This window comes from Mesorhizobium sp. M00.F.Ca.ET.216.01.1.1 (genome assembly GCF_004010325.2).
Classification (GTDB): Bacteria; Pseudomonadota; Alphaproteobacteria; order Rhizobiales; family Rhizobiaceae; genus Mesorhizobium.
The window spans coordinates 68417-82996 of the sequence record NZ_SADR02000001.1 but is presented as its reverse complement, the minus strand read 5'-3'; the positions used below and the strand labels follow the sequence as shown (position 1 = coordinate 82996).

At 62.0% G+C, this 14580-nt stretch carries 12 protein-coding genes; 7 read left to right on the top strand and 5 right to left on the bottom strand.

Going from position 1 to position 14580, the window contains the following annotated elements; genetic code table 11:
• Positions 1-4: 4 nt before the first annotated feature.
• Together EN859_RS00485 and EN859_RS00480 are read right to left on the bottom strand one after the other, a co-directional pair.
• Positions 5-748, bottom strand: coding sequence for an alanyl-tRNA editing protein (locus EN859_RS00485; protein WP_127851885.1), 744 nt, complete (start codon positions 746-748; stop codon positions 5-7).
• Positions 748-1782 (bottom strand): cysteine synthase A, encoded by a 1035-nt coding sequence (locus tag EN859_RS00480; protein WP_127851884.1) that lies wholly within the window; start codon positions 1780-1782, stop codon positions 748-750. The genes EN859_RS00485 and EN859_RS00480 overlap by 1 nt, the downstream gene beginning before the upstream one ends.
• Before the next feature lie 214 nt (positions 1783-1996).
• On the opposite strand from EN859_RS00480, the gene EN859_RS00475 reads away from it, so the two are divergent.
• Both EN859_RS00475 and EN859_RS00470 read left to right on the top strand, forming a co-directional pair.
• Positions 1997-2818: an SDR family oxidoreductase gene (locus EN859_RS00475; RefSeq protein ID WP_127851883.1), complete on the top strand. Its 822-nt coding sequence runs from the start codon at positions 1997-1999 to the stop codon at positions 2816-2818.
• A gap of 89 nt (positions 2819-2907) precedes the next feature.
• Positions 2908-3882 (top strand): alpha/beta fold hydrolase, encoded by a 975-nt coding sequence (locus EN859_RS00470; protein WP_127851882.1) that lies wholly within the window; start codon positions 2908-2910, stop codon positions 3880-3882.
• A 112-nt stretch (positions 3883-3994) separates the two neighbouring features.
• Here the strand turns inward: EN859_RS00470 and EN859_RS00465 are convergent, their stop codons facing one another.
• A complete protein-coding gene (locus EN859_RS00465) occupies positions 3995-5386 on the bottom strand; it encodes a DEAD/DEAH box helicase (RefSeq protein ID WP_127851881.1) in 1392 nt (463 codons plus the stop codon).
• A gap of 389 nt (positions 5387-5775) precedes the next feature.
• Between EN859_RS00465 and EN859_RS00460 the strand changes: the two genes are divergently transcribed.
• The 3 genes from EN859_RS00460 (at position 5776) to EN859_RS00450 (ending at position 8763) form a co-directional block, all read left to right on the top strand.
• On the top strand, positions 5776-7308 hold the full coding sequence (locus EN859_RS00460; protein WP_127852289.1) for an acyl-CoA carboxylase subunit beta: 1533 nt from the start codon (positions 5776-5778) through the stop codon (positions 7306-7308).
• Positions 7309-7389: 81 nt separating this feature from the next.
• Positions 7390-8430: a M4 family metallopeptidase gene (locus EN859_RS00455; RefSeq protein WP_127851880.1), complete on the top strand. Its 1041-nt coding sequence runs from the start codon at positions 7390-7392 to the stop codon at positions 8428-8430.
• A 66-nt stretch (positions 8431-8496) separates the two neighbouring features.
• A complete protein-coding gene (locus EN859_RS00450; RefSeq protein WP_127851879.1) occupies positions 8497-8763 on the top strand; it encodes a protealysin inhibitor emfourin in 267 nt (88 codons plus the stop codon).
• A 30-nt stretch (positions 8764-8793) separates the two neighbouring features.
• On the opposite strand, the gene EN859_RS00445 is transcribed toward EN859_RS00450, so the two are convergent.
• The gene (locus EN859_RS00445) at positions 8794-10794 is read right to left on the bottom strand and encodes a hypothetical protein (RefSeq protein ID WP_127851878.1); all 2001 of its coding nucleotides are present in this window, start codon (positions 10792-10794) and stop codon (positions 8794-8796) included.
• On the bottom strand, positions 10791-12317 hold the full coding sequence (locus tag EN859_RS00440) for an NAD(P)H-hydrate dehydratase (RefSeq protein WP_127852288.1): 1527 nt from the start codon (positions 12315-12317) through the stop codon (positions 10791-10793). Before EN859_RS00440 ends, EN859_RS00445 begins: the two co-directional genes overlap by 4 nt.
• A 425-nt stretch (positions 12318-12742) precedes the next feature.
• Between EN859_RS00440 and EN859_RS00435 the strand changes: the two genes are divergently transcribed.
• The gene (locus tag EN859_RS00435) at positions 12743-13081 is read left to right on the top strand and encodes a P-II family nitrogen regulator (RefSeq protein ID WP_019857988.1); all 339 of its coding nucleotides are present in this window, start codon (positions 12743-12745) and stop codon (positions 13079-13081) included.
• 55 nt (positions 13082-13136) lie between these two features.
• Positions 13137-14546, top strand: a complete 1410-nt coding sequence (gene glnA / locus EN859_RS00430; RefSeq protein WP_127851877.1) for a type I glutamate--ammonia ligase — start codon at positions 13137-13139, stop codon at positions 14544-14546.
• Positions 14547-14580 lie beyond the last annotated feature (34 nt).

The following is a 14580-nucleotide window of genomic DNA, read 5'->3' as shown; positions in this document are numbered from 1 at the left end:
GCGTTCAGGTCGACGGCATCGGTCCAAAGCGTATGCGGAAGCGCCGGTTCTCGCGACCCTTCTTCTCGATCTTGCCGATATAGATCTCGCCGACTTCGCCGGTGCTCTTCACGTGGGTGCCGCCGCAGGGCTGGCTGTCGATCGAGGCATTCTCGCCGATGCAGACCAGCCGGATCTGGCCCGTGCCGGCGGGCGGCCGCACGTTCTTGGATTTCACCAGGCCGGGATTGGCCGCCAGTTCCTCGTCGGTGATCAGCCGGGTGAAGATAGGGTGGTCGGCCCGCACCATTTCCATCAGCCTGGCCGTCACGTCTTCCTTGGTGAAGCCGGCATCGGGGATGTCGAAGTCGACGCGGCTGTCGTCCTCGGAAACCGAGGCGCCGGTGATCGGGAATGGACAGACGACAGTGAGCAGGTGACAGGCAGCGTGCATGCGCATCAGCAGGTGCCGCCGCTCCCAGTCGATGGCGAGCCTGACCTGCTCGCCAACGGTGAGAGCCGTATGCTCGGGCGCTGGCACATGGATGATCTCGTCCTTGGTTTCGCCGGTGATGGTGGCGGCAATCGCGACGCGGCTGCCGTCGGCGCGTTCAAGAACGCCCGTATCGCCCGGCTGCCCGCCCGATGTGGCATAGAAGATCGTCCGGTCGAAAATGAAGCCACCGCGATCGTTGACGGCGACAATGGTGGCGTCAGCCGTCTTCAGATAGGCATCGTCGCGAAACAGCGCTTCCGTCTTGTAGGCCATCACGCAACCTTTTCGAACGGCACCGAAATCCTGCTCTGCTGTTCCATCCAGCCTGGCACCGGTAGCTTCTTTTCGCGCAGGAATTCCGGGTTGAATAGCTTCGACTGATAGCGCGTGCCATAGTCGCAAAGGATGGTCACGATAGTGTGGCCGGGGCCTAGTTCGCGCGCCAGCCGGATCGCGCCGGCAATGTTGATGCCGGTCGAGCCGCCAACGCACAGGCCTTCCTGCTGGACCAGGTCGAAGACGATTGGCAGCGCATCCTCATCCGGAATCTGGAAGGAGAAGTCGGGCGTGAAACCGTCGAGGTTGGCGGTGATCCGCCCCTGCCCGATGCCTTCGGTGATCGAACTGCCCTCGGCCTTCAGCTCGCCGCTGGTGTAGAAGGAGTGAAGTGCGGCGCCCAGCGGATCGGCGAGCGCAATCTTGACTTGCCTGTTCTTGGCCTTCAGCCCGAAGGCGACGCCGGCCAGCGTGCCGCCGGTGCCGACCGCTGAAACAAAGCCATCGACCTTGCCGCCGGTCTGGGTCCAGATTTCCTCGGCGGTGGTGCGGATATGGCCGTCACGATTGGCGACGTTGTCGAACTGGTTGGCCCAGATGGCGCCGTTCGGCTCGGACCGCGCCATCTGCTCGGCGAGGCGCCCCGACAGCTTCACATAGTTGTTTGGGTTCTTGTAAGGCACGGCGGGCACTTCGATCAACTCGGCGCCGAGCACCCTGATCGTGTCCTTCTTCTCCTGGCTCTGTGTGTCAGGGATGACGATGACGGTGCGGTAGCCGAGTGCATTGGCGACCAGCGTCAAGCCGATGCCAGTGTTGCCGGCCGTTCCTTCGATAATGACGCCGCCCGGCCTCAACAGCCCGCGCTGTTCGGCGTCGCGGATGATGAACAGGGCGGCCCGATCCTTGACCGACTGGCCCGGATTCATGAATTCGGCCTTGCCCAGGATCTCGCAGCCGGTTTCTTCCGAGGCCTTGTTGAGGCGGATCAGGGGCGTGTTGCCGATCACGTCGATCACAGAACGGGGCATGGAGATTCCTTTGTGCGTGCGGCGAGACCCTAGAAACCCGAAGCTTCGGTTTCAAGGCAAGAATTTGTCTGGTCCAGTCGCATTTCGGGCACTGCGATTTCTTGAAGCCAGATGCCGCGTCTCCGCATTCATTTCAACCTGGGAACTGAAAAGCGCTCTTTTCATTCGATTTGCCGCCCGCTAGAGCACTAGCATCACATTTGCAGGGCAGAGCATGACACTCTATCGGGCCAACCCGAAGCACGGCGTCGCCTGGATCACAGGCGGCAGCAGCGGTATCGGCCGCTCATTGGCCAAGGACCTTGCCGCCCAGGGCTTTACCGTTGCGGTGACAGCGCTCGATGACGATCCGATCGACACGCTTGTTGTCGAGACGGCGCAGATGCCTGGCCATGTCACTGCCTATCCTTGCGACGTCACCGACGAGAAGCGCATGGCAAAGACGGTTGCGGCCATCGAGAAGGATCTCGGCCCGATCATCCTGGCCGTCTTCAACGCCGGGAACTATATCGCGACCCCCGGCGAAGACCTCACCGTCCGTGGCTTTCGCCAGTCTTTCGAAGTCAATTATTTCGGCATCATCAACGGCCTGGTGCCGGTCATCGAGCGCATGCGCGTCCGTGCACGCGGCCATATCGTCCTCGTCGGTTCTGTCACCGCTTACTTCGGCTGGCCGACGACGGCCGCCTATGGCGGCACCAAGGCCGCGATCAACATCCTGGCCGAGTCGCTGAAGTACGATTTCGACAAGATGAATATTCGCATCCAGGTGATGAATCCGGGCTTCGTCGACACGCCGCTCACCGAAAAGAATTTCTTGCCGATGCCCGGGCTGATGCCCGTCAACCGCGCCTCGCGCCGCATGGCGCGGGGCATCAAGTCCGGCGGCTTCGAAGTCACCTTTCCGCGCCGGCTGAGCTGGGGCCTGAAGCTGCTCGCCCTGCTGCCGCAGCCATTCTGCCGCTGGGTCATCGGCACGGCGACCGGCTGGAAAGCGCGACCGCTGAATTTCGACCGCAAGCCGCCAAGCGAATAGGATCGGATTTGGCGACCGTTGCCCACAGGATGCCCGTTGCCTGTTTGCGGCTGCGGCCATAGGTTGAAAATTGTTGGGTGGAGTCTGCGATGGGGCGACGGATCGTGCTTGCGGTGCTGGGTCTCGTCGCCTTCCTTGTCCTGGCCTTCCTTCTTGGCCCGCGCGTCGTCGTCGACACCACGATCCGTTTCGATCCCTCGGTGATCGACGACGACCCGCAGGCCTATCTGGCGCGCGAAGAGGCTGCCGTGCCTGATATCCGCGACGGGCTGGACAAGGAGATCATCTGGGCCGATCCGATGGTCCACGCCAGGACGCCGCTGTCGATCGCCTATATCCACGGCTTTTCGGCATCGAAGGGCGAGGTTCGTCCGCTGCCTGATGAAGTGGCCGACCAGCTCGACGCCAACCTCTTCTACACGCGCCTCACCGGCCATGGGCAGGACGGCGCCGCGATGACCGAAGGCAGCGTCAACGCCTGGATCAACGATTACGAGGAAGCGCTCGCCATCGGCCGGGCGATCGGCGACAAGGTGATCGTCATCTCCACCTCGACCGGCGGCTCGCTGGCGGCATGGGCCGCAACGCAGCCAGGGGCCTCCGACGGCATCGCCGCGATCGCGTTCATCTCGCCGAATTTCGGCGTCAAGGCTTCCGGCGCCGACATCCTGACCATGCCGTGGGGCAAAGAGATCGCCGAGCTTATCGCCGGCAGGGAGCACAGCTTCGCGCCGCGCAACGCGCTGCATCAGAAATTCTGGACCTGCCGCTACCCGATCGCCGCGACGCTGCCGATGGCGGCGCTGACAAAGCTTGCCTATGGCGCACCGGTGGAGAAGGCGACCATCCCTGCCCTGTTCATCTTTTCGAATTCGGACCAAGTGGTGCGGCCCGACCGGACCCGCGAAATCGCCGGCCGCTGGGGCGCCGCGCACGAACTGGGGCCGGTCGACGACACCGGCGATCGGGACAACCACGTCATCGCCGGCGATGCGCTGTCGCCATCGACCACGGCTTTCCTCGCGCAGCGGATCGCGGTGTGGATTGAGGCGGTGGTGAAGTAAACCTGGAACGCCATGCAAAAAAGGCGACCGAAGCATCGCTTCAGCCGCCCTTTTTCAGTTGTCAGCGATCAAGCCAAGCTCAACAGGCTTGGCTGAACGCAGCTCTCTCTGGCTACGCAGCCCGCGCTGCCGGCCGCTTGCCGCCGAAGCGGCGCTTGTTGTTGCCCTTGAAAGGCTTGGCGCCTTCCGGCTTGCGCTCGCCTGCAAACGCCGGCTTGTCGCCGAACCGCTTCTTGCCGAAGCCGTTGTTCGCGCCACCGGGCCGCCTGCCGTCGCGACGGCCATTATGGTCGTTGGCCGGCTCGAAGCTGCGCTCGTTCCTTTCCTTGGGATCGCGCAGAGGATCGGGGCTGCCAAGATGGTCGGCGATAACAGGCAGCTTGCTGCGGATGATGCGTTCGACCTGGCGCAGCTTGCTGTTCTCGGAAGGATCGCAGAGCGTGATGGCGATGCCGTCCATGCCGTTGCGGCCGGTGCGGCCGATGCGATGGACATAGCTCTCGGCCTCGTCAGGCAGGTCGAAATTCACCACATGGCTAATGCCGGGCACGTCGATGCCACGCGCCGCGATATCGGTCGCCACGAGGATGCGCACCGAACCCGCGCGGAAATCGTTCAACGCCTTCTGGCGGGCATTCTGCGACTTGTTGCCATGGATGACGGCGGCGTCGAAGCCGTCACGCGCAAGGTCCTTGGTGACGCGGTCGGCACCATGCTTGGTGCGCGAGAACACGATCACCGAGCGCATCGCATCGTCGGCGAGCATCTTCGACAGCACCTGGCGCTTCTGCTTGGTGCGGGCAAAGACGACGCCTTGCACGATTTCCGCAGCCGTCGTGCTTTGCGGCGCGACTTCGACGCGAACCGGGTTCTTCAACAGGCCCTTGGCCAGCTCGGCGATCTCATTCGGCATGGTTGCCGAAAACAGCGCCGTCTGGCGGTCCGGCGCAGTCGCCTTGGCGATGCGCTTGACGTCGTTGATGAAGCCCATGTCGAGCATGCGGTCGCCTTCGTCGAGCACCAGCCATTTGGTGTCGGCAAGCACGAGGTCGCCCTCGCGCACCAGGTCGGTCAAGCGGCCGGGGGTGGCGATCAGGATATCGACGCCGGGGGCAACCTTCTTCACCTGGCTGAAGCGCGAGACGCCGCCAAGTACCAGGGCGGTCGAGACATGCGCGCCTTTGGCGAGTATCTTGATGGTGTCCTCGATCTGCACCGCGAGTTCGCGCGTCGGCGCCAAGATCAGGGCTCGGGTGGTCTTCGGCCGGCGCTTGGTGCCAAGAGCGATGATCTTCGACAGGATCGGCAGCGCGAAGGCCGCGGTCTTGCCCGAGCCGGTCTGCGCTATGCCGAAAATGTCACGGCCTTCGAGTTGTGGCGGGATCGCCTGGGTCTGGATCGGCTTCGGATCGGTGAAGCCGGCGGCATGAGTGGCCTTGAGCAGCGCGCCGGTAATTCCAAGTGCTGCGAAACCGTTCAGTTCCGCTGTGTTTTCGTTGGTCAAAATAGTCTTCTTTCACGCGGCTCCTGGCCGCAAACATCAATGGCGGCAGGGCGCAACCTGCCGTCGAAAAAATTGTCATGAAACGACAAGGCGGCGGACGCTTTCGTCCGCACGGCTGCGCTGTCGTGCCCGCAGGCGTCATGCCACGGGGCTTTTTCGCCGCCTTGCCGATATGTCGGAAAGAGGGAAAACAGACGCAACCAGTCTCATTTGTCGAGAAGGCCGGATAGTCCCGGCTCAAGCGCCTATGCCGCCGCATATGGCCCAGTTCGCTCGGAAATGCAAGAGGCTTCATGTTGCAGCGCAACAAGTCGACGGCAACAGCGGTGCTTGCGCTCCCCCGCCGGCATGATTACCACAAGTCGGCTTTCCGTTTTGGGGATCGAGCGATGAAGGACGTGCTGAAGGAACTTGAGCGCCGCCGCGAGATCGCCCGCATGGGCGGCGGCCAGGCCCGCATCGATGCCCAGCACAAGAAAGGCAAGCTCACCGCCCGCGAGCGCATCGATGTCTTCCTCGATGAGGGTTCGTTCGAGGAGTTCGACATGTATGTCGAGCACCGCTCGACCGACTTCGGCATGGAGAAGACCAAGATCGCCGGCGACGGCGTCGTCACCGGCTGGGGCACCGTCAACGGCCGCCCGGTCTATGTCTTCGCCAAGGACTTTACCGTATTCGGCGGCTCGCTGTCCGAGGCCCATGCCGAGAAGGTGGTGAAGGTGCAGGAGATGGCGCTGCGCAACCGCGCGCCCATTATCGGCCTTTACGATGCCGGCGGCGCCCGCATCCAGGAAGGCGTCGCGGCACTCGGCGGCTACGCCGAGATCTTCCAGCGCAATGTTCTGGCCTCCGGTGTCATCCCGCAGATTTCGCTCATCATGGGCCCTTGCGCCGGCGGCGACGTCTATTCGCCGGCCATGACCGACTTCATCTTCATGGTGCGCCACACCTCCTACATGTTCGTAACCGGTCCGGACGTGGTGAAGACCGTCACCAACGAGACGGTGACCGCCGAGAGCCTCGGCGGCGCCCGTGTCCACACGACCAAGTCGTCCATCGCCGACGGCGCCTATGACAACGACGTCGAAGCGCTGCTGCAGATGCGCCGGCTGATCGATCTGCTTCCTGCTTCCAACACCGCCGAAATTCCCGAGATCGAATGCTACCAGTCGGTCACCGATCACGACCTGTCGCTAGACCGGCTGATACCCGACAATGCCAACAAGCCCTACGACATCAAGGAACTGATCCTCAAAGTTGCCGACGAGGGCGATTTCTTCGAGATCCAGCAGAGCTTTGCCAAGAACATCGTCACCGGCTTCGGCCGCGTCGAAGGCCGCACGGTCGGCTTCGTCGCCAACCAGCCGATAGTGCTTGCCGGCGTGCTCGATTCGGATGCAAGCCGCAAGGCGGCGCGATTCGTGCGCTTTTGCGACTGCTTTTCGATCCCGATCGTCACCTTCGTTGATGTTCCTGGCTTCCTGCCCGGCACCGCGCAGGAATATGGCGGGCTGATCAAGCACGGCGCGAAACTCCTCTTCGCCTATGCCGAGGCGACCGTTCCGAAGATCACCGTCATCACCAGAAAGGCCTATGGCGGCGCCTATGACGTGATGGCCTCAAAGCACCTGCGCGGCGACATGAACTACGCCTGGCCGACGGCGCAGATCGCGGTGATGGGCGCCAGGGGCGCCGTCGAGATCATTTACCGTAAGGACATAGGCGACGCGCAAAAGATCGCTGCGCACACAAAGGCTTACGAGGATCGCTTCCTGTCGCCCTTTGTCGCCGCCGAGCGCGGCTATGTCGACGAGGTGATCATGCCGCATTCGACCCGCCGCCGCATTGCACGCGCACTCCGCATGCTGCGCAACAAGGACATGCAGAACCCCTGGAAGAAGCACGACAACATCCCGCTGTAAGGCGCGATCAGGTGCAATTCTGATTAATACAATAAGAAATACAGGGTTATCTTCTGAAGCCGATTCAAGGAGGACTTTGTCATGTTTTCCGGCTGCGGTTGCTTTATTGTTCCGAAAGAGGTGATTGAACGTTTCGCAAGAGACAGTTCACTGCCAAAGAGGTCTCGTGACGCCTTTCAAGCGACTGCAGCTCTGGAGCCGATCTGGCGGAAACTGCGGGTTGCGCAAAATCAGGCAATCCAGGCAAGCCTTCTTGCCCGCCCAAAAGCTCTGATGCTTGCAGCGGCACCGAAAGTCACAATCTATGATTGTCAGAACACAACTTCGTTGCCCGGAATCCCGGTTGCTAATCCCGGCGGTTCGGCCGACGGAACGGCAAAACGAGCGTTCGGTGAGACGACCGCCGTTGCGGATTTTTATAGAACTTGCTTTGGGCGCAATTCGATTGACGACCTCGGAATGACGCTGATGTCGTCCATTCATTTCGATACGGACTACAACAACGCCTTCTGGAATGGCGCTCAGATGACCTACGGCGATGGAGATGGTCAGATATTCATCGATTTCACGAACTCAAACGACGTGATCGCCCATGAACTGACGCATGGCGTCACGCAGTACACCGCAGGCCTAGTCTATACCAATGAGGCTGGAGCACTCAATGAAAGCGTGTCCGACGTGTTCGGCTCCATGTTCCGTCAATGGCAGGCCAAGCAATCCGTTACCAAGGCAGACTGGCTCATCGGCGCGGGAATCATAGGCCCTGCAGCGAAGACAAAGGGCTTTACATGTCTGCGCGACTTGTCAAACCCAGGCGCGGCCCATTGTCTTTCCCCACAGCCAAACAACTATGCAAACTATGTTCCCGGAGGAGACCCGCACCACAACAGCGGCATCCCAAACTATGCCTTCTATCTTGCAGCCAAAGGCATCGGTGGACAATCCTGGGATAGGACTGGCAAGATTTGGTATGCTGCGTTGACCGACAAGAAGGCCACGAAGAATATGAGCTTCAAGTCGTTTGCCAAGCTCACGCGGTCGGCCGCCAGCACCTTGTTTGCTGCTGATCCCGCCGTATATGCTGCCGTGGACGGTGCTTGGAGCAGCGTGGGTGTGCCGTAGACATCCATACGGGCGAAGAAATGCGCGCTGGCCCAGCGCTGCTTCGGCCGAGGAGTGGAAGTAGCAATGGCGGAACGTTTCATTATCGAGAGACAGGGTGGCCTGGCCGGGCTTAAAGGCCGGGGGACCGTCGATGCAGCCGCACTTGACGAGAAAGACAGAGAGGCGCTTCAGGAACTATTCGAGCGCAAGAAGCCGCTGCCCCGCGATGCTGGAGCGGACCGGTATATATTCACCGTCACGCGCCAGAGCGAAGCTGGAAGCAAAACCCTCGAAGTGCCGGAAACCTTGCTGCCTCGTTCGGTCGCTCGAGCCGTGAAGGATCAAATTTAAGAGCCTGCGTCGTCCGCTTACTCAAGGAATTCACTCCTGTTCCGCGGCCCCGAACCCCGCCCCCATGGTCGCGCGGGCGGTGCTCGCCCACGGCGTCGCGTGGTTGTCGATGCGCATCTGGAATATGAAGTAGGTCGGTGAACAGAAGCCGATTCCCTTCACCTTGGCTGCACCTGGCGTGTCGGCCGGCAGCGACTGGCACATATAGTCCTCGCGGCAGAAATGGTCGGCCGAACACGCCGGACGATTGCCGCGGTTGACGGCGCCGCCGAGGCGGTCGAAATTGTTGGTCGCCACGCAGGTGTCGAACTTCTTTCCGCCGACCAGCCCGCAAATCTCGTTCGGCATCGGCTTACCCGCTTTGAAGGCGGAGAAGCTGCGATCCTTGTCGTCGCAGCCGCGATAGGCAATGCCTGCCGGCACGCCGATCTTCGGTGGACGGCAGGTATAGGCGGTGCGCGAAATACCCGGCGCGAAGGCCGCGAACTGGCCAGTGACATAGTAGTGGTCGTTGAAAGGCTGCGTCTGGTTGCTGGCGATCGAACCGGTCAGGCAAGGATGGCCGAAGAACATCTTTTCGCTATCCTCGGGCAGCAGGCATTGTGCCAAACGCGTCCGCACGCCCGAGGCGTTGGCCAACGGCATGCAGACCGTGCCGCCGTTGCACTGCCAGGTCGCTCCGAAGCGTTTTGCGTCCTCCGGCATCAGGCAGGGCATCGCCATTTCGGCCGGCGTGTAAGCGACTTCGCCCGTATCCTTCCACGCGGCCAGCGGCGCGAAGGATAGGGGATGAAAGCGGTTCGGCTCCCTACCTTCGGCGATAGCGCGCAACCAGGCTTGGCGTCGCGGAATTTCGGCATGGAGATGCGGCGAGATGCCGACCTCGATGCGGTTGAGCGGCGAGGTCGTCTTGTCGTCGCGGCCGATGAAGTGGAAACCGGCGGTGGAGCCTGCCTGATGGCAGCCCTGGCAGGCGCCGTTGTCCAGCCGCTCGACCAGCGCTTCCGGCGAGCGTACCAATTTCAATGCCGAATAATCGAGCCCGGCGAAATCCTCAGGCGGGAGCAGCGGCGTGAACGGATGGTTGGCCTGTCTGGCACTGCCGAAGGTCGACCACGAGATGACCTTCTTCGCCAGGAACTCGTCCGGGATTTCATAGACGCCAAGATCGACCGCCGCGACATTTGCGCCGATGTAGTCGGCAAGTTTTGCCTTCAGCGCCGCGTCTTCGGCAAGCCTCTTCGTATCAGGCGTGTTTTCCAGCGGCTTCTCGCTGACGGCTCCGCCATCGATGCCGAAAATCCGCATCAGATAAGCGGCCTGCCCGCCGAACTCGGTCTCCTGGCCGGAGGGAAAGCGCACGACCTGTGCGTTGAGCTCGAGCTGCTTGAAGGCGAGCCCTGTTCTTTCCAGCGGCCCGCCGATCAGCCAGCCGGCATCGACGCTCTCATCGAGCTGCGGCGTCCAGCGTCCGGCAACGCCGACGCAGTCGCCATCGGCATCCTGCGAAGCGCTGTAAACGGCATTGAAATTGAACGGCAGGCGCGAGGCCAGCACCTTGCCGTCTTTCTTGAAGCTGTAGGCCAGGCGATTGATGAAACGCACTTCGCCGCAAACCTTGTCGCCTTTCAGCTCGGCGAAATCGCGCCGGTCGAGTCGGTTCACGATGCCGACCAAGCGAAAACGCGCCGCGTCGGTCTTCAACCAGCGCATGTCGATGATGCGGCCGACATTGCCGTCGGTCACTTCATAGAGCGGCCGTCCGCCCGTCTTGATCTCGACCCGCAGCGCGGCAACATCGGCGGCCACCGTTTCGACGATCGCGTGATAGGCCGGCGCCTTGTCGTAGAGCGTCTTCAGGTCGCCCTTGCCCTCGATACCGAAAATGCCGGCGAAGCCGAAGCCCCTGGCATCGAGGGCGACAAGAACTGCCGGATCGTCGATGATGGTCACCGGGCCGTCGGCGCGCGCGGCATTTGCCGCGAAGACAGCAACAAAGATTGCCACGAGCAGCGCAAACCGGCGATTCATGCAGCCCCGCTGCGGCTTTCGACAAGTTCGCGCAGCACCGGCACCAGTGCCAGTGGCAGATCCTCGGCGATCAACCCTGGGCCGAAACGGCTGCCGGCCTCGGCATGAATCCAGACCGCTGCCGCGGCCGCTTCGAAAGCCGGCATTCCCTGCGCCAGGAACCCGGCGACGATGCCCGAGAGCACGTCGCCCGATCCGGCAGTGGCGAGCCATGGCGCGCCGTTGCTGTTGATCGCCGCCCGGCCATCGGGCGCTGCAATCACAGTGTCAGCGCCCTTGTAGACGACGATGGCACTGGCGCGCTCGGCAGCACTGCGCGCCCTGGCCAGCTTGGACAGGCTCTTGTCCCCGGCAATGTCCGGGAACAACCGGCCGAACTCGCCCTCATGCGGCGTCATCACCAGGGCTGGGGCATTCGGCCGGCGGGCGGCCTGGAACAGAACGTTCGGGTCATCCCGAAACGAGGTGATGCCATCGGCATCTAGCACCAGCCCGTCGATCGCGCCGCTGGCTTCTTGCCCCTGCCCCAGCACGGCAAGGGCAAAATCCCGGGTTTTTCCGCCGACCCCGAATCCGGGGCCGAGAGCGAAGGCCGACGGCCGCCGTTCCCCGACGAACCCGTCCACGTCAGCGATCGTATCTGTCTTGCGCAGCATGATCGAGGTGAGGTGCGCGGCATTCACCTGCATCGCATTTGCCAGCGAAAGCACGGTCACCGCCCCTGCCCCGCTTCTGGCCGCGGCAAGCGCTGCCAACCGCGCAGCACCTGTCGCCGACGGCCCGCCGGAAAAGACGCCGACATGGCCGCGCCTGTATTTATGGGCATCGATGGCCGGCACCGGAAAATCCCCGAGCCAAAGCGCCGGCGTGTTCTCGAAGGTCTGCGGCTCGAGCTGGGTGATGATCGCATCGCCAATGCCGATGTCGGCGAGCACGATCTCGCCGCACCGTTCACGCCCCGGCAACAGCACATGACCGGGTTTTTTCCGCGCGAACGTCACCGTGGTGCTGGCGTGGAACGCCTGGCCGAGAACGTCGCCGCTGTCGCCGGAAACGCCTGAGGGCAGATCGACCGCGACGACAGGCAGGTTCAATTCTGTCGCAATGTCGATCGCCCTGGCGGCATCACCGGACGGCGGCTTGGACAGCCCTGCCCCATAAAGCGCATCGACCACGATCGAGCCCGCCTCGGCGGCAAACTGCGACAGCGGGCGTGGTTCGACGAGGCATTCCAGGGCAGCGAGCGCCGCATCGCTGCCCTCTCTGGGCGAGCCGGATGCCCACACTGTCACATCGGCGCCGCTGTCATGCAGCAACCCGGCCACCACGTAACCATCGCCGCCATTGTTGCCGGGACCGCAAAGCACGTGGACGCGCGTCGCCGCCGGATAGCGCCTAAGCACCACCGAAGCGACTGCAGCACCGGCATTGCGCATCAGGTCTATGCCGGCCAGCGGGCCTGCGGCGATTGCCAGCCGGTCGGCCTCGCCCATTTCGGCTGGCGATAGAAGTTCATTGTTCATGGATTGCCGTTTCGCATTCCAGTCGAGCTCGGCCTTGTTCCGGTCGAACCCCGCCTTTGTTCCGGTCGAACCCCGCCCTTTGTTCCGATCGAACATTGTCGAGTTTTTCAGTTCGACGCAAACGGTGAAGACATGGTACGGCCTGCAAACACAGCGCCCCCGGCGATATGTAGCCGGCATAACTGCCCGCAAAATGCACTATCTGCCTAATTATTGTGCGGACGAGAGCATCGGTAATGTATAGGCTTTGAGTATCCATGACGCTTCCAATGCAGCGAATGACGCGAAATTGCATCCCGGCGCGGCATGGCGTTGAAATCACGTGTTACCGCTTCGAATCCGCTGAAATTGGCACAGTTCGTGCTTGAAGGAGGCGCAAGCGGGGCTCACAACCCGTCTTTTTTGGCAGTGGAGGCCACTTTTTAATGAAAAAGATCGAAGCGATCATCAAGCCGTTCAAGCTCGACGAAGTGAAGGAAGCGCTTCAGGAGGCCGGACTGCAAGGCATCACCGTGACCGAGGCCAAGGGCTTTGGCCGTCAGAAGGGCCACACCGAACTTTATCGCGGTGCAGAGTATGTGGTCGATTTTCTGCCCAAGGTGAAGATCGAAGTCGTGCTCGGCGACGATGCGGTCGAAGCCGCAATCGAGGCCATTCGCAAGGCGGCGCAGACCGGCCGCATCGGCGACGGCAAGATCTTCGTCTCCAACATCGAGGAAGTGGTGCGCATCCGCACCGGCGAAACCGGTATGGACGCCGTTTGACGTTTGTGGTTTCAGATCATCTCTTCGAACACGTCATCACAGAGGGAAGCATGACATGACGACAGCCAAAGACATCATGAAGCAGATCAAGGACAACGACGTGAAGTTCGTTGACCTGCGCTTCACCGATCCGAAGGGCAAGCTGCAGCACGTAACGATGGATGTCGTCGAGGTCGAGGAAGACATGTTTGCCGATGGCGTCATGTTCGACGGTTCCTCAATCGCCGGCTGGAAGGCGATCAATGAGTCCGACATGGTGCTGATGCCCGATACCGACACGGTGCATATGGACCCGTTCTTCGCGCAGTCGACCATGGTCATCCTGTGCGACATCCTCGATCCGATCTCCGGAGAATCCTACAACCGCGACCCGCGCGGCACCGCCAAGAAGGCCGAGGCCTACATGAAGGCTGAAGGCATCGGCGACCAGATCTTCGTCGGCCCGGAAGCCGAGTTCTTTGTCTTCGACGACGTCAAGTACAAGGCCGATCCCTACAACACCGGCTTCAGGCTCGACTCCACCGAACTGCCGTCCAACGACGACACCGACTACGAGACCGGCAACCTCGGCCATCGTCCGCGCACCAAGGGCGGCTATTTCCCGGTGCCGCCGGTCGATTCCTCCCAGGACATGCGCTCGGAAATGCTGACGGTGCTCGCCGAAATGGGCGTGCGCGTCGAAAAGCATCACCACGAGGTCGCCGCCGCCCAGCACGAGCTCGGCATCAAGTTCGACACGCTGGTCCGCAACGCCGACAAGATGCTGATCTACAAATATGTCGTGCACCAGGTCGCCAACGCCTACGGCAAGACGGCCACCTTCATGCCGAAGCCGGTGTTCGGCGACAACGGTTCGGGCATGCACGTCCACCAGTCGATCTGGAAGGCCGGCAAGCCGACCTTCGCCGGCAACGAATATTCCGGCCTGTCCGAAAGCTGCCTGTTCTACATCGGCGGCATCATCAAGCATGCCAAGGCGATCAACGCCTTCACCAACCCTCTCACCAATTCCTACAAGCGCCTGGTGCCCGGCTATGAAGCGCCGGTTCTGCTCGCCTACTCGGCGCGCAACCGCTCGGCGTCCTGCCGCATTCCGTTCGGCTCGTCGCCGAAGGCCAAGCGCGTCGAGGTCCGCTTCCCCGATCCGGGAGCGAACCCCTACCTCGCCTTCGCCGCCATGCTGATGGCCGGCCTCGACGGCATCAAGAACAAGATCCACCCCGGCCAGCCGATGGACAAGGATCTCTACGACCTGCCGCCGAAGGAACTGAAGAAGATCCCGACCGTCTGCGGCTCGCTGCGCGAAGCCCTGCAGAGCCTCGACAAGGACCGCGGCTTCCTGAAGGCCGGCGGCGTCTTCGATGACGACCAGATCGACAGCTATATCGAGCTCAAGATGGCCGAGGTGATGCGCTTCGAAATGACCCCGCATCCGGTCGAATACGACATGTACTATTCGATCTAACGCACAGAACTCGTTGCAAAAAAGAACCCCGGCG